This is a genomic window from Hymenobacter daeguensis (genome assembly GCF_054780555.1).
Genome location: NZ_BAAGWC010000004.1, coordinates 1 through 23397, shown reverse-complemented (window position 1 = coordinate 23397; position 23397 = coordinate 1). Strand labels below are relative to the sequence as shown.

At 65.4% G+C, this 23397-nt stretch carries 18 protein-coding genes; 9 read left to right on the top strand and 9 right to left on the bottom strand.

The annotated features are described in order from the left end of the window. Positions 1 to 45 precede the first annotated feature (45 nt). Positions 46 to 729: an SGNH/GDSL hydrolase family protein gene (locus tag ACYVHT_RS07305; RefSeq protein WP_460549521.1), complete on the top strand. Its 684-nt coding sequence runs from the start codon at positions 46 to 48 to the stop codon at positions 727 to 729. 161 nt (positions 730 to 890) lie between these two features. Here the strand turns inward: ACYVHT_RS07305 and ACYVHT_RS07300 are convergent, their stop codons facing one another. The 5 genes from ACYVHT_RS07300 to ACYVHT_RS07280 form a co-directional block, all read right to left on the bottom strand. Next, the gene (locus tag ACYVHT_RS07300; protein WP_460549520.1) at positions 891 to 1976 is read right to left on the bottom strand and encodes a PKD domain-containing protein; all 1086 of its coding nucleotides are present in this window, start codon (positions 1974 to 1976) and stop codon (positions 891 to 893) included. Positions 1977 to 2098: 122 nt separating this feature from the next. After that, a complete protein-coding gene (locus tag ACYVHT_RS07295; protein ID WP_460549518.1) occupies positions 2099 to 3442 on the bottom strand; it encodes a TolB-like translocation protein in 1344 nt (447 codons plus the stop codon). A 157-nt stretch (positions 3443 to 3599) separates the two neighbouring features. Then, positions 3600 to 5090, bottom strand: a complete 1491-nt coding sequence (locus ACYVHT_RS07290) for a glycoside hydrolase family 28 protein (RefSeq protein WP_460549516.1) — start codon at positions 5088 to 5090, stop codon at positions 3600 to 3602. Between the two features lie 83 nt (positions 5091 to 5173). Next, positions 5174 to 6046: a hypothetical protein gene (locus tag ACYVHT_RS07285; protein WP_460549514.1), complete on the bottom strand. Its 873-nt coding sequence runs from the start codon at positions 6044 to 6046 to the stop codon at positions 5174 to 5176. A gap of 136 nt (positions 6047 to 6182) precedes the next feature. Beyond that, a complete protein-coding gene (locus ACYVHT_RS07280; RefSeq protein ID WP_460549512.1) occupies positions 6183 to 8552 on the bottom strand; it encodes a mechanosensitive ion channel family protein in 2370 nt (789 codons plus the stop codon). 358 nt (positions 8553 to 8910) lie between these two features. Between ACYVHT_RS07280 and ACYVHT_RS07275 the strand changes: the two genes are divergently transcribed. Beyond that, the gene (locus tag ACYVHT_RS07275) at positions 8911 to 11424 is read left to right on the top strand and encodes a PAS domain-containing protein (protein WP_460549510.1); all 2514 of its coding nucleotides are present in this window, start codon (positions 8911 to 8913) and stop codon (positions 11422 to 11424) included. Positions 11425 to 11550: 126 nt separating this feature from the next. Beyond that, a complete protein-coding gene (locus ACYVHT_RS07270) occupies positions 11551 to 13410 on the top strand; it encodes a M1 family metallopeptidase (protein ID WP_460549507.1) in 1860 nt (619 codons plus the stop codon). Positions 13411 to 13643: 233 nt separating this feature from the next. Here the strand turns inward: ACYVHT_RS07270 and ACYVHT_RS07265 are convergent, their stop codons facing one another. After that, on the bottom strand, positions 13644 to 14156 hold the full coding sequence (locus ACYVHT_RS07265; RefSeq protein WP_460549504.1) for an acyl-CoA thioesterase: 513 nt from the start codon (positions 14154 to 14156) through the stop codon (positions 13644 to 13646). 216 nt (positions 14157 to 14372) lie between these two features. Between ACYVHT_RS07265 and ACYVHT_RS07260 the strand changes: the two genes are divergently transcribed. The 3 genes from ACYVHT_RS07260 (at position 14373) to ACYVHT_RS07250 (ending at position 17294) form a co-directional block, all read left to right on the top strand. Then, entirely contained in the window at positions 14373 to 16376 is a 2004-nt protein-coding gene (locus tag ACYVHT_RS07260) for an FAD-dependent oxidoreductase (RefSeq protein WP_460549502.1), read from the top strand. A gap of 77 nt (positions 16377 to 16453) precedes the next feature. Next, entirely contained in the window at positions 16454 to 16813 is a 360-nt protein-coding gene (locus tag ACYVHT_RS07255; protein WP_460549500.1) for a hypothetical protein, read from the top strand. Positions 16814 to 16874: 61 nt separating this feature from the next. Beyond that, positions 16875 to 17294 (top strand): hypothetical protein, encoded by a 420-nt coding sequence (locus ACYVHT_RS07250; RefSeq protein WP_460549498.1) that lies wholly within the window; start codon positions 16875 to 16877, stop codon positions 17292 to 17294. Positions 17295 to 17315: 21 nt separating this feature from the next. Here the strand turns inward: ACYVHT_RS07250 and ACYVHT_RS07245 are convergent, their stop codons facing one another. Beyond that, the gene (locus ACYVHT_RS07245; RefSeq protein WP_460549497.1) at positions 17316 to 17879 is read right to left on the bottom strand and encodes a hypothetical protein; all 564 of its coding nucleotides are present in this window, start codon (positions 17877 to 17879) and stop codon (positions 17316 to 17318) included. A gap of 174 nt (positions 17880 to 18053) precedes the next feature. Next, entirely contained in the window at positions 18054 to 19520 is a 1467-nt protein-coding gene (locus ACYVHT_RS07240; RefSeq protein WP_460549495.1) for an aldehyde dehydrogenase family protein, read from the bottom strand. 274 nt (positions 19521 to 19794) lie between these two features. Between ACYVHT_RS07240 and ACYVHT_RS07235 the strand changes: the two genes are divergently transcribed. Then, a complete protein-coding gene (locus ACYVHT_RS07235; protein ID WP_460549493.1) occupies positions 19795 to 20985 on the top strand; it encodes a phosphatase PAP2 family protein in 1191 nt (396 codons plus the stop codon). Between the two features lie 18 nt (positions 20986 to 21003). Continuing rightward, the gene (locus ACYVHT_RS07230; RefSeq protein WP_460549491.1) at positions 21004 to 21486 is read left to right on the top strand and encodes a DinB family protein; all 483 of its coding nucleotides are present in this window, start codon (positions 21004 to 21006) and stop codon (positions 21484 to 21486) included. Positions 21487 to 21553: 67 nt separating this feature from the next. Here ACYVHT_RS07230 and ACYVHT_RS07225 read toward each other — a convergent pair whose 3' ends face one another. Continuing rightward, a complete protein-coding gene (locus tag ACYVHT_RS07225; protein ID WP_460549489.1) occupies positions 21554 to 22210 on the bottom strand; it encodes a hypothetical protein in 657 nt (218 codons plus the stop codon). A 268-nt stretch (positions 22211 to 22478) separates the two neighbouring features. Between ACYVHT_RS07225 and rluF the strand changes: the two genes are divergently transcribed. Continuing rightward, a partial coding sequence (rluF, locus tag ACYVHT_RS07220) for a 23S rRNA pseudouridine(2604) synthase RluF (RefSeq protein ID WP_460549487.1) occupies positions 22479 to 23397 on the top strand: 919 nt, incomplete at its 3' end.

The window sequence follows — 23397 nt, the reverse complement described above, 5'->3', positions numbered from 1 at the left end:
CTATTTACTGAGTGCAAATATATTAATTGACTACCACCCATTCCCATGAAAAAGCTTCTCCTGTTTCTGTTGCTCCTGCCGGCCCTACTGCCCGCGCAAACCCCGGTGGCGTCGGACAAGCCCCTTAACATCTTTACCCTGGGCGACAGCAACGGTACGTTTCCCCAGAGCTGGCCCAAGCAGCTGGAGCTGGCCCTGCCCCGGGCGCAAGTTTTCAACCTCAGCAAATCGGGCCGCACCATCGGGTTCGTCAACAACGGCGACAGCACCTTGAATTCGCTGCTGGTCATCGACGAAAACCTGCGCAAAGCCGCCGAGTTCACCAAGGACCGGCCGTTCGACTTCGTGGTGCTGGAGCTGGGCACCAACGACGCCAAAGCCGTTTTTGCCGACCGCCAAAAAGAAGTCCCGGCGAACCTGGAAACCCTCCTCCACAAAATCAAGACCTGCCCCTACCCCGCCATCCGCCAGGCCCGCATTATCATCATCTCCCCGCCGCCCTACGGCACCAAAGCCGAAGCCCAACCCAAATACCAGGGCGGCAACGAGCGGGTCCGCAACATGAGCACCGCCTTCCAAAAAGTGGCAAAACGCACCCACTCCCTCTTCGTGAACGGCTACGAAACGCCGGGCCTGGACATCAACACCATGACCGCCGACGGCCTGCACCTGGATGCCGCTGGCTCCCGGCTGCTGGTGGCGCCCGTGCTGACCATCATGGCGCGGTAGCAGGGTTTCGACACCCGCTAGCGCGCGTCTCTGACGCGTGCCGACTGGGTTCGAGCCTCAGGCTCACGCATTGAATAACGTCCCCAAACGTCAGCACGACCCGAGCCAAAGGCTCGAACCCAGTCGGCACGCGTCAGAGACGCGCGCCAGCTTACGCCACCTCACTTCACGGCCACGTCCCACAGCTTGGCCATGCGGGCCTTGCCGGCGAGGCCTTCCACGTCGAGCACTACGAGGTACTTGCCGGCATCTTTGTAGCGGTGCACCGGGCTGGGCTCGGTGGAGGTGGTGCCGTCGCCAAAGTCCCAGTGCCAGCGCTTGATGGGGCCCCGGCTTTCATCGCGGAACGTGACCTGGCGGTGGGCCATGTCCGTGACCTGGAACGACCATTGGGCCGCCAGTTTCGGCAGGTACTGCGCGGCCAGCGGCAGCAGCGTGAAGACGGTGCCCAGGCTGGAATTGCCGTACATCTTGTGGTTCTTGGAGAGGTTCCAGAAGCCTTTTTTGCTTTCGTCGGCCATGTCGTCGTAGTCAATCACGGCCCAGGTGAGGCCGATTTTCTTGCCCTCCGTCAGCACCGATTCCACGGCGCGGGCCGGTCCTTCGGCCCCGGCATAGTCGAAGGGCGTAATCCAGAACTCGGCCGTGAGCTTGCCGGGCTGGCCGGGCCGGAAATCGTAGCTGTAGGCGATGTTGGAGTACGGCAGCTGCTTAATCCAGGGCTGGGCGCCCCAGGCCAGGGCCCAGTCCTTGCCCTCGGCGGGCATGAAAATGTGGTAGTTCTGCGCGTGCACGCCGTGGAAGGCGAAGTAGCGGTCCATCAGCGGCAACTCTTGATTCGGGTGCTGCTCGGCGATGAGCGGGCCGCCGGAGAGGTCGCCGTCCACCACGATTTCGAAGGTGTCGTTGTGCAGGCCGGGCAGGCTGAAATCCCAGTAGTTGTCGTACGCTTCGTAGAGGAAATAGAGCCGGTTGAGGCCCGCCACCCAGGCCACGCGCACCTGCACAGCGAGGTTGGTGGAATCGGCCTTAGGGTAATGGCCGGAGTCGTCGCGCAACTGGTCGGTGCCCACGATGTACTCCTTCGGGAACGTGGCCCAGTCGTCGGCCTTGCCGTCGATGCGCGGAATCATATTGGCCGGAAACTGGTAGACTTTGAACCCCCGGTCTTCCTGCGCGTGGGCGGCGGGGCTGAGGGCACAGAGGACGAAGGCCAGGAAGGTACTGCGCTTAGGGAAACAGGTCATAATCGATGGATGGGAGGCTGAGAGGAAATGTAGCGCGGACTTTGTAGTCTGCGTCCCCGCGCCGTTCAGGCATCATTCGGGTTTTCGCCGGGGACGCGGACTACAAAGTCCGCGCTACTGCGCTAATACTTCCGCTTCAGCCACGCCTCCGGCACCGGGATGATGCAGATGTTCATGCTCTTCCCATCGGCCGAGAGCATGGCCGACTGGATTTCGATGCGCGTGCCGTCGGGGCTCATGGTGGGGTGTGGGTGGTCGGCGGCGGTGGCTTTGTGGCCGGCGGAGAGTAGCAGCATTTCGTGGGTGTGCCGGTCTATCAAATAAATGTTGCGGCCGAAGTCGTCGCCCACGGCCCAGCGGCCGTCCGGCGAGCCGCTGACGTGCCAGAGGCCGCTGCCGCTGAGCGTCTGGCCCACGATGGTCATTTCGCGGGTGCGGTGGTTGACGATGGCCAGGCCCGTGGGCTTCTCGCGGGTGCCGGAGGGGCCCCAGGCGGCCTCCTGGCCGGGGTTGGCGCCGCTCACGGGCGTGCCGGGGGCCACGTCTTTGGCCACGGCCGGAATGGGGCGGTGGCCCATAATGGCGAAGGCGGTTTCGTCCTTCGTAATCACGGCCTCGTGGGTCACCCATTCGTACTCCGCTTCGGGGTAGAGCGGGCGCAGGCCGCTGCCGTCGGCCTGCACCGTCCAGGTGCGCTGGGGCGACTTGCCGCCCGTTTCCCAGCAAAACACGATTTCGCCCGGCACCCAGGGATTAGTCTGGATGTGCCCAATCTGGAACGGCACCGATACCACATATTTGATGGCGCCGGTGTGCACGTTCATGGCCGCGATGCCGGCCGGGCCGGCCCCCATGTGGCGCGGGCCAAACTCGGGTTCCAGCTTGGTGCCGGGGGTCAGGTGGCGGGCGGCTTCGTCCTTGCCCACCCGGAAGTAGGCCCAGTTTTCATCGCCATCCAGCGCCATGTCGCCGCCGGCTTGCAGCTTGGGGTCGGTGGTGCCGCAGATGCGCTGGTAAGTGCTGGCGGGCTGCATGCGGCCGGCCTTGCTGTCGGCGAATACTTTGGCGAGGTCCACTTCCACGACTTGCACGCCGGCCGGCTGCTCTTTGGTGCTGCCCGGCAGGTCGCGCATGAAGTAGAGCTTCATGGCGTGGCGGGCCACGTTGAGCATGCCGGTGTAGCCGCCCTCGCTCACCTGCACGATGTCGCCGGTTTTCTCATTCACGGCCATGGCCTCGTTCTTCGCCCGATTGGAGCGGAAAATGAGCCACTGCAGGTCGGACGTCCACTGGTTATGCGTCTGGTAAATCTTGGAATCCCCGGCCGGCGTGCTGGTGAGAAAGGTGAGCATCGTGCCGGTGACGGGGTCTTTCACCACCTTTTTCTCGGCGGGAAAGCGGCGGCCGATTTGGGCGTGGGCGGTGGTGGCGAGGAGGATGAAAGAAAGGGCGAGGGCGTGTTTCATGGGTGGGATTGTAGGGGCGGGGCCTGCCCCCGCCCGTCGTTGAACAGAATCGTTGTGATGGGGCGGGGTATTCCGTTGTGACGGCGTAGGAAATCGTGGTAACGGCGTGGGTATTCGTTGTATCGGCGCGAACGACGGGCGGGGGCAGGCCCCGCCCCTACTTCACTTCACTATCAAGCACCGATAGCCCGCGCACGCCCTTCAACACCAGCCCGGCTTTGTCGGCCGCCACGTTGCGCAGGCGGGCCCCGTCCACGTCCGTCAGCATGAGCGCGGGGCGGGTTTCGGTGCCGAGCAGATGAATGCTCACGTCGTTCAGCTCGATGTTTCGGGCGTGGCGGATGTAAAAGCCGTAGGCCGGGCCCACGCCCAGCTTCTGGGGCTCGGGGTAGCCTTTCTCGTCTTCGGGCAGGTCTTTTTGGATGGCGGCAGCCGAAGCCACATCCAGCGGCCGGTACCAGATGCGGATGTTGCTCAGCCGCACGTCTTCGATGGGGTGGCCGGGCACGCCGCTGAGGAGCGTGGCGAAGCGGGCGTCGGCGTTATACACCGTGACGTTACTGATGCTGATGCGGCGCAGCGCCCCCACGGCCGTGCCGGCCGGCGCCCGCATTCGCGCGCCCAGCCGCAGGAAAATGGGCGAGTTCGTGACGTCGCGCATCGTGATGTTGTCGATGGTCACGTCTTCAAGCAGGCCGCCGTCCACGGTTTCCAGGGCCAGGCCGCGGCAGTAGGTGAACACGCAGTTGCTGATGGCGATGTTGCGGAAGCCGCCGTTCGACTCGGTGCCGAACTTGATGCGGCCGGTGGGGCCTTCGTGGTCGGGCACGAGGGCGGCTTCCTGGCGCCGGTAGGTGCCATCCAGCAGGCTGCCCCGGTCGAACCCGCTCACCTGGCAGTTGGTAATGGTCACGTTTTCGGTGAGGCGGGCGTAGCCGAGGGCAAAGGAGCTTTTCAGGCAGATGGCGTCGTCCCAGGGCGAGTTGACGGTGCAGTTGCTCACCCGCACGTTCTGGCAGCCGTCGATGTCGAGCCCGTCGCGGTTGGTATCGAGCTTCAGGTTGTCGATGGTCAGGTTGTCCACGCCCGTGGCCAGCAGCGCAAAATGCCCGCCCTGCCGCACCGTAAAATCCTTGAGCGTCACGTTGCGGCACAGCTTCAGGGCAATGGCCTTGTTGCCGACGGGGGCCTGGTGCGGCCCCTCCCGCGTGAGGCCCTGCCCGTAGATGGTGCCCGGCCCGAGGATGGAAATATCCACCAGTTTCTCGCCCCAAATCAGGCTGTTGTGCCAGTGGCTGTGCCCGAAATCCTGAAACTGGTCGTTGTCGGCCGGCTCCGGTGCATCGTAGCCCACCGCGCCCACGGGCGCAGCCGCCAGCAGCACGGCGCCCTGGTCGAGGTAGAGCGAAATGTGGCTTTGCAGCCGAATAGAATAGCTCCGGTAGGTGCCGGCCGGGAAGTACACCGTGCCGCCGCCCGCCCGGGCCGCCGCCGCAATGGTGCGGTTGATGGCCTCGCCGTCGAGCGTGGCGCTGTCGCCTTTGGCCCCGTAGTCGCGGACGTTGAAACCGCCTGCAGGCGGGGCGGCCTGGGCGTTTTCAAAGAAGCTCAGCAGCAGCAGAAGCAGGCAAACGGCGCGTGGTAGCATGGACGCAAGCACCGGCTTTTTCGTCCCCCAACCCTCCTGTACTGTGCTGAGCGGAACCGGCCACGCCGCCCCGGCTGCGGCCGCTACTTTGCCGCCAGATGCTGCCGCGTCAGCACCTTCTCGACCCGGCCGGCGATGCGCGCGCCCTTGCCCCGGCTGGCCAGGGCAAACTGCCGCACGGCTTCCATGTCGGTGCCGGGCGGCAGGGGCTTCAGCTCGCCCAGCACCACCAGCGCATTATACAAGCCGTTGAGGTTGTTGGGCTCGGCCTGCGCCCGGGCCAGCAGCGCCGGCACCAGGGCCGGGTCGGTGGCGTAGTAGGTCATCAGCGCCTGGTAAGCTGCCCCGCGCCGGCCGGCGGTGGGCGCAAACAGCTCGGCTACCTGCGTGGCCAGCGGGGCCACCCCCGCCGTGGGGGCCCGCAGCACCGTGGGCTTAGCCGTCTGCAGGCCCACGTTGGCATCGCCCGCGGTGGCGTCGATGACTGCGAAATTCCGCTGCAGCTTGCTCACCTCGGTGCTTACCGCGCGCAGGCCGGCGCCGCTGGTGCTGCCGGCCGCTACTGTTTGCTGCAGGGCGTCGAGCTGCTTCATGGCCGCGCCCGTCGATTCCGTCACCTGCCGCACCTGCTGCGCCGCGCTGGCAATGGCGTCTTTGTAGTCGGCGTTTTTCTTTTCCAGCGCACGCTGCTCGTGCTTAAGCCTGGTCAGCGCCGCCTGGTTCGTGACGATTTCCTGCTTCAGCTTTTCGTTTTTCAAATCGGTCAGGTTGTAGCCGATGCCCAGCGTAATAATGCCGCCCACCACCACCACCGCCGATTTCAGCATGTCGGTGGCCCGCGCCACCCAGCCGTTGGCCCGGCGCAGCGCCGCGGTTTCGAGGGCCAGCTTCTCGTGTTCCAGGACTTCGCGCGCCGGCTGCAGGCGTGCGTTTTCGGCTTCGGCAATCTCGCTCATGGTAGCTGAGGGCTCGCAATGAGAACCCGCCAGCCCGGCCAGGCAGCGGCGAATCCACTCATCACTTCCCAATGAGCACCACCAAATTAGCGAATTATATATATCTTAATACAATTATATATTAGCCCGAAAGCCGCTAGCTCAGCGTCAGCCCTTCGGCCGTGAAGCGCCGGTAGATGCCGGCCAGAATCTCGCTTTTGGTGAGCTGCTCCTGGCGAATGTTGGTAATCCAGAACAGCACTTTCAGCTCGTACACCTGCCCGTTGATGCTGCTGAGCAGGATTTCGGGCGGCAGGTTGTGCATGGTGTAGGGGCTGGTTTTGATTTCCTCCTGAATCAGCTCGCGGGCCTTCTGCAGGTCGGTTTGCAGGTCGGTGCCGGGGGCAAGCTTCAGGGAAAGGTCGGTGCGGATGTGGTCGTTGGTGCGCGTCCAGTTGATGACGTGGTTGGAGAGCAGGTCGCCGTTGGGCACGATGATTTCGGAGCCCGTGACGGACGTGAGCTTGCTCGACCGGATGCCGATGTCCTGCACCCGGCCCGATTTGCCGGCCACTTCAATGAAGTCGCCGACGTGAAACGGCCGCTCAAAAATCAGGATAATGCCCGACACCAGGTTGTTGACAATGCTCTGCAGGCCCAGGCCGATGCCCACGCTGAGCGCCCCGAACACGATGGCGATTTTGCTCAGCGGCAGCCCCGTGGCCGCCGTGGCCAGCGCGAAGCCCACCAGCACCAGCAGCAGCCGCAGCGCCACCAGCCACGAGCCGCGCTTGCGCGCGTCGGAGCTGTCGTCGCCCACTTCCCCGAAGAAGTAGCCGATGTAGCGCTGCAGCAGGGCCGAAATGTAGAGAATGAGAAAGAACAGCAGGATGTTGCCGAAGGTGAATTCGGTGCTGCCGATGAGGTGCGGGGCAGTCAGAAAATGGGCGACCAGGCCGTAGAGGAAGCCGTACAGGTTCAGGTTGGAGGTGAAGACCATCAGCCACAGGGCCCCGGCCAGCACCGTGAGCAGCCGCATGAGCTGGGGCTCGATGGTGGAGTAGTCGAAAGCCGCCGTGCCGCCCTCGCGGCCGCGGCTGCACAGCATCTGGAGGTGAAACGCCTCCGTGAACGACTCAATAAACACCGCCAGCCCGATGCCCTGCGTGAGCCCGAAAATGGCCGCCGTGCTGAACATCTTGGCCAGGCTCAGCCGCCCCACCACGTTGCAGACGATGGCCAGCCCGTTGAGCCCGATGAACAGCCACGTCACCGGTATCAGAAACCGCATCTGGGCCAGCGTGTCGCGCAGCCGCCACAATAAAAAAGCCCCCACTCCTACCGCCAGCGCATTCAGCCCCAGCAGGCCCCAGCGCGCGCCCAGGCCGGTGGTGGCGTTGGCATTGGTCACCGAGAGCCACACGAAAAACGCCACCAGCCCCAGCCAATACAGGAACAGCCGCCGGGGCCAGCTCCGGGCAAATACCGCCGTGAGCGCCACCAGCAGCAACAGCTGCAGCAGCGCCAGGTAGATGGGCGGCGGGTGCAGCTCCAGCGCCGGCGCCAGGCTGAACATGACCACCAGCGTGGCGGCCACCGGCCCCGGCCGCAGGTAGCGGAAGGGCTCGGCAATGGCCAGCGCCTGCTTCTTCGCCCGCCGATAATTAACAGAAACCCAGCCGTAGAACACCAGCCCGATGAGGGCCATGTAGGCCCAGTTGTCCCAGTTGTGGGCGAAGTAGAAGTTGATGATTTCGCGGCGGTACTGGCCGGCTTTGCGGGCCTTGGGGTCGGCGGGCAGCCGGGGCGGGGTGGCCTGCGCCTCCCACAGCGGCGGGTAGTTGAGCTTGGCGCTGGTGCGGCTGTAGCGGCGCATCTGGTCGCCCACCTCGTCCTGCAGCTCCATGCCCTGGATGTAGCTGGCGGCCACCTGCGTCTGCAGCTGCTTCACCTTGAGAAACCGCTTGGCCAGCAGCCCGCCGATGCGCTGCTGCCGCGCCAGCAGGGCCGAGTCGGAGCGCTGCAGGGCCAGGGTGGTGGCATCGGGATGGGCGCTGCGCGGGGGCGGCGGGGCAATGGTTTTGAGCCGCGCCTGCATGGCAGCCAGCTGGGTGTGGGCTTCGGCCAGGCTGGTGCGCCAGTCGGCCAGCTCGTCCTGCAGCGTCACCAGCATGAGCTGGCACATCTGCAGCTGCTTGATGTCGACGACTTCGCCCTTCTGCTTGAGGGTGTACTGAATGGCCTTCAGGTTCTCCACCACATCGGGCAGGTCCTCGGCCAGCGGGCGCGTGTCGAACACCTTGCGCACCTGCCCCGAGATGCTGCTGAGCGTGGTGTAGCCCACTTCGAGGCGGTAGGAGTCGTCGCGGGCCACGGTGGTGTCCACGGCCATTGTGTCTTCCCTGGCCACGGTGGCCTGGGCCTGGGCGGGGGCGGGCGCCAGCAGCCACAGCAGCAGCGGCAGCAGGCCAAGCCAGGTTGTTTTCAACGGCCCTGGAGGAGCCGGCAAGGGAGTGGGAACGGGCATACGGGCGCTTTAGGCTGGAAAAGTACGCGCTGCAGACCGGGAAAAGCAGGCCTCGATTTCGGCAAAAGATGCAGCCGGCCGTTCTGCCGCCGAACGGGGACATTGCATCGACGGGGAAAACTGCCGGCCGGTTCCGCCGGGCCTGCTGCGCCCGGCCGCCGGCAATGGCCGCTACGCAGCCACTCCGCTGCGCCGGTCCGATGCATTCAACGGGCCATACTTACTGCCCATCATCTGAATTCATACTTTTATCCGACATTTACCTGAAACCACACGCTGCCCTGCCGACTACCGCCTTTTTGCACAAACGCCGCTGGCCACAGTGCAATGCCCGTGTCCTCTCCACTCAGCTTGCCTGATGCAGCCTTCTCCCAATTCTGCTCCAGCGTCCCAAACCCCACCCGTTGATGCCCCGTCGGGCGAAGCGCAGCTGCGGGCCGCCCTGGCCGCTGCCGAAGCACGGGCCAACGCCCTGGTCGGGCAGCTGGCCGCCGCCAACGCCCGGGCCGAGGCGCTCGAACAGCAGCTGGCGGACCGCGCCCGGGCCGAACAACAGCTGGCCGGGCAGTGCGCCTTCTATGAAATGGCGCTGGAGAACCTGCCGGTATCAGTGGCGGTGATTGACGCCGAATTCCGGTACGTGTTTGCCAACCAGCTGGGCGTGTCCGACCCCGTGGCCCGGCAGCAGTACCGGGGCCAGACGGTGCAGGCCCTGAGCGAGCTGCTGCAGCGCCCGGCCGACATCGTGGCGCGGCGCCAGTGCTACCTGGAGCAGGCCCGGGCCGAGCGGCGCCCCCTGCAATGGGAAGAAACCGTGGCGCAGGGCGGCACCGAGTACAGCATGCTGATTAACATCGCGCCGATACCGGGGGCTGATAACCAGCTGCCGTACTTTGTGATGACGGGCTTCGACATCACGGCCCGCAAGCAGGCCGAGGAGCAGGTGGCCCGCCAGCGCGAGTTCTACGAGGCCATTCTCAACCACCTGCCGGTGCAGCTCGTGGTGTTCGATGCCGGGCAGCGCTTCCTGTTCGTGAACCCGGCGGCCGTGGCCAGCCCCACCTTCCGCCAGCAGATGCTGGGCATGACGCACGCCGAGTTTCTGGCCCGCACCGGCCGGCCGCCGGCGCAGCTCGAAGAGCGCATGGCGCACTTTCGGGAGGCCGTGCAAACCGGTGAAGCCATTAGCTGGGAAGAAGATGCCGCCACCGACCAGGGCCCGCGGCGCATGCTGCGGAGCCTGAAAGCCGTGTACGATGCCGACGGCGCGGTGCTGCTGGTGGTGGGCTCCAGCATCGACATCACCGAGCGCTACGCCGCCGCCGAGCAGCACCGCCGGAGCGAGGCCCAGCTGCGCGCGCAGCAGCATTTCATCCGGCTGGTTGTGGACGCGCTGCCCAACGTGGTGTACGTCATCACGGCCGCGGGCGAGGTCAGGTTTCGCAACGCGGCCTTCACGGCAATGGCCGCCCAGAGCCAGCACATGCTGCCCCCAGCCGAGCAGGACGAGCCGGTGCGGGCACAGATGGCCCGCATTGCCGGCTGGCGCCAGTGGGTGCTCGACACCGGCCAGCCCCTCGACGCGGAGCTGGCCCTGCTGCTGAACTCCGGCGGCATTTGCCACCTGCGGGTGCACATGTCGCCCTTTCCGCAGCCCGAAGGCGACCTCGATGTGCTGGTGGTGAGCACCGACATTACCGCCCTCAAAGAGGCCACCCAGGCGGCCGAGGCCAATGCGCAGGCCAAGGAAGCCTTTCTGGCCCGCATGAGCCACGAAATCCGCACGCCGCTCAACGGCATGCTGGGCATGGTGCAGCTGCTGCGCAAAACGCCGCTCACGGCGGTGCAGCAGGAGTACCTGAGCATTATGCAGCGCTCAGGACGCCATTTGCTGGCGCTGATAAACGACGTGCTCGACCTGGCCAAAATCACCGCCCATCACCTGGCCCTCGATGCCGCGCCCTTCGACCTGGGGGCGCTCCTGCAGGGCGCCAGCGAAATCGTGGCGGCGCTGGCCGAGCAGAAAGGGCTGTCGCTGACGCTGGAACCCACGCCGGCCCCCGGCCAGCCCCTGCTGGGCGATGCCTACCGCCTGCAGCAGATTCTGCTCAACCTGCTCTCGAACGCCATCAAGTTTACCGAGCGGGGCTGCGTGCGCCTGGGGGTGGCGCTGCTGGCCAGCCTGCCCGATGCCATGCGCCTGCGCTTCTGGGTGCAGGACACTGGCGCCGGCATTGCCCCCGAGCAGCAGGAGCGCATTTTCGAGTCGTTTGCCCAGGCCTGTACTGATACCAACGCGCAGCTCGACGGCACGGGCCTGGGGCTGGCCATCACCGAGCAGCTGGTGCAGCAGATGGGGGGAGTCCTGCTGCTGTGCAGCCAGCCCGGCGTGGGCTCCACCTTCTCCTTCGTGCTCAGCCTGCCGCACGCGCCCGTCGCCGCGCCCGCCATGCCCGCCGCCCCGCCCACCTACGAGGCCTTGCGCGGCCTGCGCGTGCTGCTGGCCGAAGACAATGCGGTGAACCAGCTGATTGCGCGGGCCCTGCTCGAATACTGGGGCGTGGAGGTGCACACCGCCAACACCGGCACCGAGGCCCTGGCGCAGCTCACCACCCAGGATTTCGACGCGGCCCTGCTCGACATCCACATGCCCGGCCTGAGCGGCGTGCAAGTGGCCATGGCCCTGCGCCGGCACGCCCACTTCGGGCGGGCCGCCACCCCACTCATTGCCCTCACCGCCAACGCCTTCGATGCCGACCGCGCCGCTTACCTCAACGCCGGCATGAACGGCTGCGTCACCAAGCCCTTCGAGGAAGCCGAGCTATGCGACTGGCTGCTGCGCCTGACCCGGCGCGGGCCGGCTACGGCGTAAGCGCCTGCGGCTGGCCTGGGTGGCGGGGCCATTCTGACTGGTTTTTGGATACTTCGCTCCTGCGCGGAGGCGCTGCGTCGGCGCTACATTGCAACGCCCGCTGCATTATCCCCGTCTGTTTCCGCTATGCTTAAACCCCTTCTGACGTTTCTCCTGCTCGCCGGCCTCGGCGAAACTGCGGCCGCCCAGACGACGCCGCTCTACATGCCGCGCGACATCCGGCAGGCATTCAACAAAGGCACCCGCAGCCCCGACGGCCGCCCCGGCCCGCGCTACTGGCAAAACCGCGCCCGCTACAGCATCACCGTGGAAGCCGCGCCGCCCGCCCGCGACATCCGGGGCCGCGAAACCATCACCTACACCAACAACAGCCCCGACACGCTGCGCCAGGTGGTGCTGCGCATCATCCAGAACATTCACAAGCCCGGCGCCAGCCGCGACGGCGACGCCTCGCCCGACTACCTCACCAGCGGCGTGGTGATTGACACGTTCCTGGTGGCGGGCCAGCTCAAGGACCTGCCCCAGAACCTGGGCACCGCGCCGGGCATCCGGCTGCCCAGGGCGCTGGCCCCGCACGACTCGGTGAAATTTGCCGTGGCCTGGCACTTCCCCATCTCGGTGGAGAGCGGCCGCGAGGGCATGATTGACCCCACCACCTACTTCCTGGCCTACTTCTACCCGCGCATTGCGGTGTATGACGACTACAACGGCTGGGACCGGCTGCCCTTCGTGGACAGCAAGGAGTTCTACAACGACTTCAACGACTACACGCTGCGGGTGAAAGCGCCCGCCAACTACATTGTGTGGGCCACCGGCACGCTGCAAAACCCCGACCAGGTGCTGCAGAAGGCCGCTGCCAAGCGCCTCAGGCAGTCGATGACCAGCGACGCGGTGATGCACGTGGCCACCGCCGCCGATTTGGCCAGAAAGAGCATCACCGCCCAGCAGCCGATGAACACCTGGGTGTGGGCCGCCAAGGACATTTCCGACGTCACCTTCGGCCTGAGCGACCATTACGTGTGGGATGCCGCCAGCGTGGTGGTGGATGCCAAGGCCAGACGCCGCACCAGCGTGCAGGCCGCCTATGCCGACTCGACGGTGGACTTCCGGCAGTCGGTGAAGAACGCGCAGTTTGCGCTGGGCTGGTTTTCGGACCCGAAGAACTGGCCCGGCGTGGCCTACCCCTTTCCCAAGATGACGGCCTTCCAGGGTTTTGCCGACATGGAATACCCCATGATGGTGAACGACAGCCCGCAGCGCGACCCCACGTTTGCGCAGCTGGTGCAGGACCACGAAATCGCCCACACCTGGTTCCCGTTCTACATGGGCATCAACGAAAGCCGCTATGCGTTCATGGACGAGGGCTGGGCCACCACGTTCGAGCTGCTCATCGGCCGCCAGGAAAACGGCGTGGCCAAGGCCGACGAGTTCTACAAGAAATTTCGGGTGAACCGCTGGATTCACGACGCCGCCACGGCCGAGGACCTGCCCGTCATCACGCCCAGCAGCGAGCTGCGCGCCGGCTACGGCAACAATTCTTACGGCAAGCCCTCGCTCAGCTACCTGGCCCTGAAAGACATGCTCGGCGACGCGCTGTTCAAGAAAAGCCTGCACGAGTACATGGACCGCTGGCACGGCAAGCACCCCATTCCGTGGGACTACTTCAACTCGATGAGCAACGCCAGCGGCCAGGATTTGAGCTGGTTTTTCAACAACTGGTTCTTCACCAACGGCTACATCGACCTGGCCGTGACGGCCAGCGGCCCCACCGTGACGGTGCAAAACATCGGCGGTTTCGCCGTGCCCTTCGACATGAGCGTGGAGTACACCGACGGCACCAGGGAAACCCTGCACCAGACCGCCGCCGTGTGGCGCGCCAACCAGCAGCAAGCCGTGATTACGGTGCCCAAAGCCGTGAAATCGGTGAAGCTCGACGGCGGCATTTTCATGGATGCCAACGAGCGGGACAACTCGTTTGGGGGGTAAGGCTGCGCCGCCTGCGCAGCCGTGTCATTGCGAGTGGAGCGCAGCGCAACGTGGCAATCTGTCCTCTCAATGTGATAAACCCTGAGATGTAAAAAAGCCCCGATACTGTGCAGTATCGGGGCTTTTTGCGTTCACGAAAAAAGGCTTTGTCACTTCTCAAAGCCAGTCGCGTTGGGAGGACGGATTGCCACGGCCTGTGGCCTCGCAATGACAGGTGCCCTTGGCTGCGCCACTCAGCCTTCCCGCCGCAGCTTCTTCAGCTGCTGGCGCACCTCTTTCACGCGCTCATCAAACCCGTCGGGGTCGTAGCTCACGCCGTCCACGTCGAGGTCGTCGAGCAGGTCCATCATCGCGTTGGAGTGGTCGGTGCGGGTGCCGGCGGGCATGCTCACGAAGGTCATTTCGGACCACAGCAACGCCAGCAGGCGCTGGCCGTCCTCGCTGCGCATCTGCATTTCGAGCACCAGGCTGGAGTTGTCGAAGTGAATGAGCTGGCTCAGGATGCGTACCTGCACGCCCTGGCGCGCCGGCTTGAGGTAGCTGATGTGGTGCTTGGTGATGACCCAGCCGGCCTGTTGCTCGCGGGCGATTTCGCCCATGTTCAGCTGGTAATGCTCGGTGGTGTGGTCTTCGCGGGCGTTGAGGAAGTAGTCGAGGTAGCGGGCGTTGTTGAGGTGGCCCAGCATGTCGCAGTCCTGGAAGTGGACGCGGTAAGTCGTTTCGGGCGTTTTGATGAGCTTGGGCATGAGTATTCGGGGCAGGAGGGTATGGGGGTAGGTGGGTGTGAAGGTCGTGGGGCAAAGGTCGGGAATCGTCCGTCATGCCTCGGCTGCGCTCGGCATGACGCTCTTCTTTACAGCTCCTACCCTTTTACCCCCACACCCTACTACCCCAGATATACTCGGCACGCCTAACACTTTGCGGAAATTTCCCTACCTTTTACCACCCAAAATTCCCGCCGCATGTTCTCGCTTACCCCCGACCGCTCCGCCCTCCTTCAGGCCCTCGCCGACACCTTTATTCCCGCCCTGCCCGACGGCAGCCCATCGGGCGCGGCCGGCGTGAGCCTGGAGAAGCTGGAAGCGGCCATCCGGGAGCAGCCCGCCGGCGCACAGGCCGAGTTCGGCCAGCTGCTCGACTTGCTGGAAAAGCCGCTGCTGGGCCTCACCTGGTTCGGGCCGCTGAAGCCCTTCCGCAAGCTCGACGCGGCCCACCGCGAGCAGCTGCTGCAAAGCTGGGCCGCCAGCAACGTGCCGCAGCTGCGCAAGGGCTTTCAGGCGCTGCGCAAGCTGTGCACGCTGCTGTACTACGGCGGCAGCATGGCCGAGGTGCCGGCCGCCTGGGGCTTCCTCGGCTACCCCGGCCCCGACGAGCGGCCGGTGGATTCGCCGAAACCCATCCACACCCTGAAACCGACCGCCGACACTACCTACGACTGCGAGGTGCTGGTGATTGGCAGCGGCGCGGGCGGCGGCGTGGTGGCCGGCGAGCTGGCCGAAGCGGGCTTCGATGTGCTGGTGCTGGAAAAAGGCCCCTACTGCCACGGCTGCGACTTCACCCAGCGCGAAGTGGACATGCTGGGCCGGCTCTACGACGCCAAGGGCACGCTCTGCACCCAGGACGGGAGCATCGGCATCCTGGCCGGGGCCTGCCTGGGCGGGGGCACCACCGTGAACTGGGCCGGCGCCTTCCGCACGCCCGATTACGTGCTGCAGGAATGGGCCCGCGAGCACACCGCGCCCCATTTCACCACGCTGGAGTTCAAGGAAAGCCTCAACGCCGTGGCCCGCACCATTGGCGTGAACACCCGCTACACCCGCCACAACGGCCAGAACCAGGCCCTGTGGGACGGCTCCACGAAACTAGACCAGGAGGTGAAGCTGATTCCGCGCAACGAAAGGGGCCTGACCGATTCGGACGCCCACTTTCGCAGCCTGGGCTACACCACGCTGGGCGACGCGCACGGCATCAAGCAGGGCACGCTGAACACGTACCTGCTCACCGCCTTCGAGCACGGCGCCCGCATTCTGGCCGATACCAAAGTGGAGAGAGTGACCATCAGCCAAGGCCGCGCAACCGGAGCCGAAGCCGTGCACACCACCGAAGACGGCCGCCAAATCCATATCCGCGTGCAGGCCCGGCGCGTGGTGGTGGCCGGCGGGGCCATCCAGACGCCCGCGCTGCTGCTGCGCTCCGGCCTGAAGCACCCGCACCTGGGCCGCCACCTGCACCTGCACCCCACGGTGGTGGTGGGCGCCCGCTACCCGCACGCCATGAACTCCTGGCACGGCCCCAGCATGAGCGTGGTAAACGATACTTACACCCAGCTGCACGGCACCAACTTCGGCGCCAAGCTCGAAACGCCGCCCACCCACCCCGGCCTGCTGAGCATGGTGCTGCCCTGGCGCTCGGGCCGGCAGCACCACGAGCTGCTGCGCGACGCCAGCCACCTGGGCTCGTTCATCGTGCTCACCCGCGACCGCGACGGCGGCCGGGTGAGCATCGACAAAAACGGCGCGCCGCTGATTGACTACGCGCTGTCGGATTTCGACCGGGCCAACATGCTGGAAGGCGTGCGCGCCGCCGCCCACATCCACGTAGCGGCCGGGGCCGAGAAGGTGTATTTGCCCCACGGCACGCTGCCCACGCTGGAGGCCAAAGACGGCGTGCTGCTCAACCCCGCCCTGCTCGACCAATTGCCGCACCTGAGCTGGAAGCCCAACCAGTTCGGCCTCTACAGCGCCCACCAGATGAGCACCTGCCGCATGGGCGGCGACGCCGCCACCCACCCGCTCCGGCTCAACGGCGAAACCGTGGAGGTGCAGGGCCTCTTCGTGGCCGACGGCTCGGCCTTCCCCGCGTGCAGCGGCGTGAACCCCATGCTCACCATCATGGCGCTGGCGCACTTCACGGCGCAGGGCATCAAAGCGGGGCGGGCGGTGGAAACGCAGGCAGTAGTAATGTAACGTGGGCGCGGCGGGCCTGCACCTTGGCTGAAGCTCATCCAGGCGCGGACTCACGGCGGCCACGCTACATTTACCCCATGAAGCGCCCGCCACTTGCTTATCTGCTGCTGCTGCCGCTGCTAGCGGTGCTGCTGTTTGGCAACTGCGGCGGGGGCGTGAATCGGTTTCTGTATAATCTGGAAAACAGGGGCCGCCTGGCGCAGTTCGACAGCCTGGTGCGCCAACGCCAGCAGCTGCGCGGGCAAGCACGGCAGCAGCTGCGCGGCCAGGCGCGGCGCGACGCGCTTTACTCGATTGAGGAGCGCACCAACGCGCAACTGCAGCCCTTGCTCCAGGGCGAGTGGCAACGCCGGAAATTTGAGAACCGGCGCAATAAGATTGAGCGCCGCCTGCGCAAAAAGCCTGTGCCGGAGAAGACGCTGTACTTACGGCGCTAACTGTTTGGCACCGGCGCCCCGTATAAGGCCCTGACCGGCCGAACCCGGCGCCGCTTTCTTTATGCTCTTTCGCTCCTCTCGTTTACTGCCGGCTTTGTCCGTGAGCCTGTTGCTCGGCAGCTGCTCCCTTTTCCACCGCGACAAGCCGGCCCCCGTGGTCGAAACCGTGCGTACCGCCGACTCGCCCGCGCCGCCCACCGCCGCCCGCGACCTCGCCGATGTGATGGGCACCGAGCTCAGGCTCACGCCCGAGCAGACGGACCGCGTCCGCACCATCCTCAACGGCACCCTCACGGAGTCCAACGCGGCCAAGGAAAAGTTTGCCCCGAAGTCGCCGCAGCTCATGGCCGAGCTCAAGCGCATCAACAGCAACTCGCAGAAACAGCTGAGCGCCGTGGTCGGCCCCGCCAAGTTCAAGCAGCTGCAAACCCGCGCCGTGCAGCAAAAAATAGCCCTGGAGATGCAGCAGCGGCAAAAGTAGCGGGGCGCTTTGCTCAGCCCTTCATCGGCGGCGCACGTACTCGCCCCGCGTTTCCCACAGCCCGGTATAGCGGCCCAGGCGGCGCGTTTGCGCGCCCGGAGCGGGCGTGAGCAGTATGGCCGTTAGCGCACCGTGCTCGCGGTGGTAGCGGATGGTGGCCGCGTCCAGCGCCAACAAGCGCAACGTATCGGTGCCGAATTTTTGCCAGCTCAGGCGCTGACCGTCGATTTCCAGGCGTTGCACCCGCCAGTTGTCGGCATCGGCGGCGGGCTGGTTGAGGTAATAGCGGCCCTGCAAGCGCCGCAGCTTCCCGGCCTCGGCCCCGCGCAGACTGAAAATGGTATCGACGGCCAGCCAGCTGTCGCGCACCGAATCGCCCTTCAGCAGCTTCAGGTAATGTAGTTGCCCCGCTTCGGCATACGTGGTATCGGCCCGCAGGCGGCGGTGGACCGGGTCAAGCTCGCCGCGCCTAAAGGTCATGTCGCGCAATTCCTGCCGCCACACCGCCGTGCGGCCAATGCAGAGCGAAGTCGTGGAATCGTCGGCCGTGTATACGGCCTGGTGCCGCGCCGGAAATGCCGCCATATCGACCGCCTGCGCGGGAAAGGGCGCCGCAAAACGTACCTGCAATCCTTCGTCACAAGCCGTGACCGCCAATCCACCAACCAGCAGGCCAACTCCGCGCAACATCCGGGCAGTTTTCATACCCGTTCATCCCAACTGCGGCCGAAGGTAACCTGCCCGCTAAATCACCCGTCGCTACAAATACTTCACCAGCAGGCCAATCAGCTTCTGCACCTTGCCCGTGTAGGGCGGGTACATGGCCTTGATGCCCGTGAAGCCCACCCGCTGCCGCAGCACGCCCTTTTCGTTGCTGAAGGCCAGGAAGCCGCTGTGCCCGTGCGCCTTGCCAAGGCCGGAGTTGCCCACGCCGCCCGTCGGCAGCTCGGGGTGGGCAAAATGCAGCACCGTTTCGTTCACGCCCGCGCCGCCGGCCGAGGTATTTTCCAGCAGGTAGCGGCGGTTGCAGGCATCGGTGGTGAAGATGTACTGGGCCAGCGGCTTGAGGCGGGCATTGATATATTCCGTGGTTTCGGGCAGGGTTTTGAAGGTGAGCACGGGCAGCAGCGGGCCGAATATCTCCTCTTCCAGCACGCGGGCCGTGGCCGGCACATCGGTCAGCAGGGTGGGCTCGATGTAGTGCTGTGCCTCGTCCACGGTGCCGCCGGCGGCCACGGTGGCGCCTTTGGTCTGGGCATCTTCGAGCAGGCCGGCCAGGCGGGCGAAATGGTGCCGGTTCACTACCCGCGCCAGGGATTCGGAGCGCTCGATGCCCGCGCCGCTGGGGTTGTAGGCCCGCTGAATGGCCGCCGTAAGCTCCGTGAGCAGGGCCGGCTGCACGCTTTCGTGCACCAGCAGGTAGTCGGGCGCCACGCAGGTCTGGCCGTTGTTGAGGAATTTGCCCCACACGATTTTCTCGGCGGCGTCGCGCAGGTTGGCGGTTTCGTCCACCACGGCGGGGTTTTTGCCGCCCAGCTCCAGCGTGAGGCCGCAGAGGTGCTCGGCGGCGGCGCGCATCACAATCTTGCCCACCTCGGGACTGCCGGTGAAGAAAATGTGGTCCCAGGGCAGCTTCAGCAGCTCGGTGGCCACGGTTTTGTCGCCCTGCAGCAGCAATACCTCATCGGGCCGAAACAGCTCCTCGCACAGCTGCTGCAGCAGGGCCGAAGTAGCCGGTGTTTGCTCGGCCGGCTTAATCACCACGGCATTGCCGGCCGCAATGGCCGAAATCAGCGGCCCCACGGCCAGGTAAAACGGGTAGTTCCAAGGCGCGATAATCAGGACCACGCCCTTGGGCTCGACCTGCACCCAGGAGCGGGTGCCCAGCAGCGTCAGCGGCGCGCTGACGTTGCGCGGGGCCATCCACTTTTTCAGGTTGGAGGCCGTGTGCTTCAGCTCGACCAGCGAAGTCCAGATTTCGGTCAAATCCGTCTCGGCCGCCGGCTTGCGGAAGTCGGCAAACAGCGCCTGCTGAATCTCCGGGCGGTGCGCGTGCAGCCAGTGCTCCAGCTTTTTCAGGCGGGCGCGGCGGGCGGCCACGTCCTCCCGGCGCAGGGCGGCGGTGCGCTGGCGCAGGGCCAGAAACGCGGCCCCGAACGGGTTGGCCGCAATGGCTCCGGCGGGAGAAACAAGCCCTTCCAGGGGCGCAGCAGCGGTTTCGGACATAGCTCGGGTGGGATGAAAACAAGCGGCGGGCAAACGGACTTATACGACGCGTCGCTCAGCCTTGCTGAAAGATACGCGGCTTGCCTAAAATATCCGGCGCGCCCGTACGTCAGCGCGGAAAGTCGTTGCGGGCATCCGCCCAATGTGACGGCAGTGTTACCTTTGTGGCCCATTATCCGAGCCGCTGCTCATCTGTTCTTTTTCATCTGGCCCCCTCGCCCCCCCCCCCCTGCCGCGAGGCCGCGCCGTCGTTATTTTAGCTATTTCCCTCTTCGTGAAACCTCTTTACCCCCGCCGTGCTGCACGGCTGCTCGTTGCGCTGTCCGTTAGTCTGAGTTTTGCCCCCGTTCGCTTCGCCCACGCCGCTTCCCCAGTCACCAGCCCTACCGATTCCACCCTCCTCACGGCCGCTTATTCCGATACCCTCGCCGCCCCCGGCGACACCCTTAAGACCGCTGCGCTGAACGACTCGCTGCCCCACGTTCATCCGCGCGATGCCGCCGGCCGCCTCAGCACCTACACCGTGGCCCCCGGCGTGACCTGGCACTACGACAAGCCCAAGCCCTTCGGCTGGGCCTTCAACATTCCGAAAGACATTATTCAGGCGCCCGGCCTGGCGTTCCGCCGGGAAAATACCGGCACGCTGGTGGGCCTGGTGGTGAGCTCGGCCGCGCTGTGGGTGGCCGACCAGGCCATCATCGACTGGAGCCAGGACGTGGGCAAGCAGCTGGGCCTCACGCCCAAAAGCACGCAGCGCACGCTGTTTCACATTCCCTTCCACATCGGCTCGGCCAACCTGCCGTTCGAGTTCAACGTGCCCGACAACCTCAACAGCACGTTCTATTACATCGGCGACGGCTGGACCCACCTCACCATTGCCAGCAGCTTCTGGATTTACGGCGGCATCAAGAAGGACAACCGCGCCCTGCGCACGTCGAGCGAGCTGGGCGAGGCCATTTTCAGCACCGGCCTCATCGTGCAGGCCATGAAGCGCCTCACCGGCCGGCAGAGCCCCTACGTGGCCACCAAGGACCGGGGCGAGTGGCACCTGTTTCCGTCGTACAACCGCTACCAGAACTTCGTGCCGAACTACGACGCCTTTCCCACCGGCCACCTGGCCACGGCCATGGCCACGCTCACCGTCATTGCCGAAAACTACCCCGAATACCACTTCATCCGGCCCGTGGGCTACGGCCTGATGGGCCTGCTCGGCTACGCCATGCTCAACAACGGCGTGCACTGGGCTTCCGATTATCCGATTGGCATTGCCATCGGCTACGGCTTCGCCAAAATTGCGGTGCGCAACGGCCGCACCCGCGTGGTGGACGGCGCGCCCACCGACCCGGCAGCCAAGGGCACGGGCTTTCAGGTTTTGCCCCGGCCCAAGCCCTGGTACCGGCGCGGGCAGCTCTCGCCCTACGTGTACGGGCCCTTCACGGGCGCCAGCTGGTCGCTGCGGATGTAGGCCTTACCTTTGGTGTTCATGAGCATCTTCTCGTCGGCCTTTTCTACCCCGGATTTTGCCACCATCCAGGCCGGGTTGAATGCGCAGCTGGCGCTGCTGGCCCGCCACTGGGCCGATTTTTCGGATGCCGAGCTGGGCCAGCGGCCCGCGCCCGGCCGCTGGAGCCGCAAGGAAATTCTGGGCCACCTCATCGATTCGGCCTTCAACAACTACCAGCGCTTTGTGTTGGCGCAGCTGACGCCCGCGCCGCTGCAGCTCACCCCCTACGACCAGGATGCCTGGGTGCGCCTCGGGGACTACCAGAACCGGCCCGCCGATGCATTGCTGGCCCTCTGGACCAGCCTGAACCAGCAAATTCTGCACCTGCTGGCCGCCCTCCCCGAAGCCGCCCTGAGCCTCGAGTGCCGCAGCCTCAACGGCAACCCCGTGACGCTGCATTGGCTCATCGGCGACTATGTGCTGCACCTGGAGCACCACGTCCACCAGATTATGCACGAGTAAGGTGCCCCAAAGAAAAACCCCGCTCCTGATGCAGGAGCGGGGTTTTTCTTTGGCGGGAAAGCCGGGCTTATTTGAACAGGCCCTTTTTCACGGTACGGTTGCCGTTTTCGTCAATTTTAATCTTCGTGCCGTCGGCGCGCTTGATTTTCACCGAGCCGTCGTCGTCGCGCTTCACTTTGGCGCCGTTCTCGTACTTCACTTTGTGGTCGCCGTCGTTTTCGTGCTCCATCTTCTTCACGCCCGAGCCCTGGCCCACGCCGGCGGAGCCGGTGCGGCCGGCCGGAACCGTGGTGGTGGTAATGACCGTGTAGGGCTGGCCGGCGTAGTACGTACCCAGGTTGCTGGAATAGGTGTTGTACTCGGCCGGATTGGTCAGGATGGTTTTGATTTCGCGGTTGGCTTCGTCGTTGGCAGCCAGCGTGGCGGCGTAGCGGCCGGTGGTATCAGTGGTGTAGCTGTTCAGCTTGCGGCCCCGGGTGTAGTACACCGTGCGGATGCGGCGCACCACGGTGGTGTCCTGCAGCTTCAGGTCCTGGGCTACGCGGGCGGCCAGGGCGTCGGCATCGGTGCGGTAGGCGGTGGTGTCAACCGTGGTGGTCGTGGTGGTGGTGGTGGTGGTGGCGTCGGGAGTTACAACGGTGGTTTCTTCCGTTTTTTTCTCCTGCGAGCAGGCGGCGGTGGCCAGGGTGGCGGCGGCCAGCAGGCCAAGCAATTTGGTGTTCATGAGCGAGAATTGAATAAATAAAAATGACCATCTGGCCATTTTGTGCACCTGATACGGCCGGGCTTAGGCTTAAGTTATTGTGACTGGCTCCGAAGCAGGGCGATGGCTTTCACAGGGCTGCTTCGGGTGATGGAAGCCGGCCGTAGTCTGCCCCGGCGTGGCCGCACCGGATTTGCGCTCCGCAGCAACCGTACCTTTGCTGCTTCTGCTGCCACTCCCGTGTCTGGCGTTGGCCGCAGCTTTTCCCAGCCCCGTGCCCATGCCGCCGATGTCCCTCACCCGTCTCAACAAATTCATCAGCGAAAGCGGAATGTGCTCGCGCCGCGAGGCCGACCGCTACATCGAGCAGGGCCTGGTGCTCATCAACGGCAAGCCGGCCAGGGTGGGCGACCAGGTGGCCCCGCGCGACCGGGTGACCGTGAACGGCCACAAGCTGGAGCCCAAGCAGGCCGAAGACGCCGTGTACCTGGCCTTCAACAAGCCGGTGGGCATCACCAGCACCACCGAGCCGGGCGTGCGCGGCAACATCGTGGACTACGTGAACCACGCCGCCCGCGTGTTTCCCATCGGCCGCTTGGACAAGGACTCGTCGGGCCTGATTTTCCTGACCAGCGACGGCGACATCGTGAACAAGATTCTGCGGGCCGGCAACCAGCACGAAAAGGAATACGTGGTGACGGTGGACCGCATTCTCACCGACCGGATGCTGGAGGAAATGGCCGCCGGCATCCCCATGCTGGGCACCGTGACGAAGAAATGCCTCATTGAGAAGGAAACGCCCTACATCTTCCGCATCACGCTGGTGCAGGGCCTCAACCGCCAGATTCGGCGCATGGTGGAGCACTTCGGCTACGAAGTGACCAAGCTGGAGCGCGTCCGCATCATGAACGTGACGCTGAAGGGCCTGCCCGTGGGCGACTGGCGCGAGCTAACGCCCCAGGAGCTGGCCGGCATCATGAAAATGGTGGAGAAATCGAGCGGCACCGAAGAGGCCTCCAGCGGCCGCCGCAGCCCCGCCAAAGCCACCAAAGCCCGCCCCACCGCCACCGCGCAGCCCGGCAAGCCCCGGCCCCGCAAGCCCGGCCCGCCGTCGATGTTCAACCCCTCGGGCACCGGCTGGTGGGGCCCGCGCCCCGAGAAGGCCGCGCCCGGCAGCCCCAAGCCCGGTTCCGGCGGCAAGCGCCCGG

What these genes read in the sequence shown, in the direction of transcription:
- ACYVHT_RS07285 (WP_460549514.1), bottom strand. Translation starts at nt 6,046, where the DNA reads ATGAGCGAGATTGCCGAAGCCGAAAACGCACGCCTGCAGCCGGCGCGC.
- ACYVHT_RS07305 (WP_460549521.1), top strand. Translation starts at nt 46, where the DNA reads ATGAAAAAGCTTCTCCTGTTTCTGTTGCTCCTGCCGGCCCTACTGCCC.
- ACYVHT_RS07245 (WP_460549497.1), bottom strand. Translation starts at nt 17,879, where the DNA reads ATGGCGGCATTTCCGGCGCGGCACCAGGCCGTATACACGGCCGACGAT.
- ACYVHT_RS07275 (WP_460549510.1), top strand. Translation starts at nt 8,911, where the DNA reads ATGCAGCCTTCTCCCAATTCTGCTCCAGCGTCCCAAACCCCACCCGTT.
- ACYVHT_RS07230 (WP_460549491.1), top strand. Translation starts at nt 21,004, where the DNA reads ATGAGCATCTTCTCGTCGGCCTTTTCTACCCCGGATTTTGCCACCATC.
- ACYVHT_RS07250 (WP_460549498.1), top strand. Translation starts at nt 16,875, where the DNA reads ATGCTCTTTCGCTCCTCTCGTTTACTGCCGGCTTTGTCCGTGAGCCTG.
- ACYVHT_RS07240 (WP_460549495.1), bottom strand. Translation starts at nt 19,520, where the DNA reads ATGTCCGAAACCGCTGCTGCGCCCCTGGAAGGGCTTGTTTCTCCCGCC.
- ACYVHT_RS07280 (WP_460549512.1), bottom strand. Translation starts at nt 8,552, where the DNA reads ATGCCCGTTCCCACTCCCTTGCCGGCTCCTCCAGGGCCGTTGAAAACA.
- ACYVHT_RS07290 (WP_460549516.1), bottom strand. Translation starts at nt 5,090, where the DNA reads ATGCTACCACGCGCCGTTTGCCTGCTTCTGCTGCTGCTGAGCTTCTTT.
- ACYVHT_RS07225 (WP_460549489.1), bottom strand. Translation starts at nt 22,210, where the DNA reads ATGAACACCAAATTGCTTGGCCTGCTGGCCGCCGCCACCCTGGCCACC.
- ACYVHT_RS07300 (WP_460549520.1), bottom strand. Translation starts at nt 1,976, where the DNA reads ATGACCTGTTTCCCTAAGCGCAGTACCTTCCTGGCCTTCGTCCTCTGT.
- ACYVHT_RS07295 (WP_460549518.1), bottom strand. Translation starts at nt 3,442, where the DNA reads ATGAAACACGCCCTCGCCCTTTCTTTCATCCTCCTCGCCACCACCGCC.
- ACYVHT_RS07260 (WP_460549502.1), top strand. Translation starts at nt 14,373, where the DNA reads ATGTTCTCGCTTACCCCCGACCGCTCCGCCCTCCTTCAGGCCCTCGCC.
- ACYVHT_RS07270 (WP_460549507.1), top strand. Translation starts at nt 11,551, where the DNA reads ATGCTTAAACCCCTTCTGACGTTTCTCCTGCTCGCCGGCCTCGGCGAA.
- ACYVHT_RS07265 (WP_460549504.1), bottom strand. Translation starts at nt 14,156, where the DNA reads ATGCCCAAGCTCATCAAAACGCCCGAAACGACTTACCGCGTCCACTTC.
- ACYVHT_RS07255 (WP_460549500.1), top strand. Translation starts at nt 16,454, where the DNA reads ATGAAGCGCCCGCCACTTGCTTATCTGCTGCTGCTGCCGCTGCTAGCG.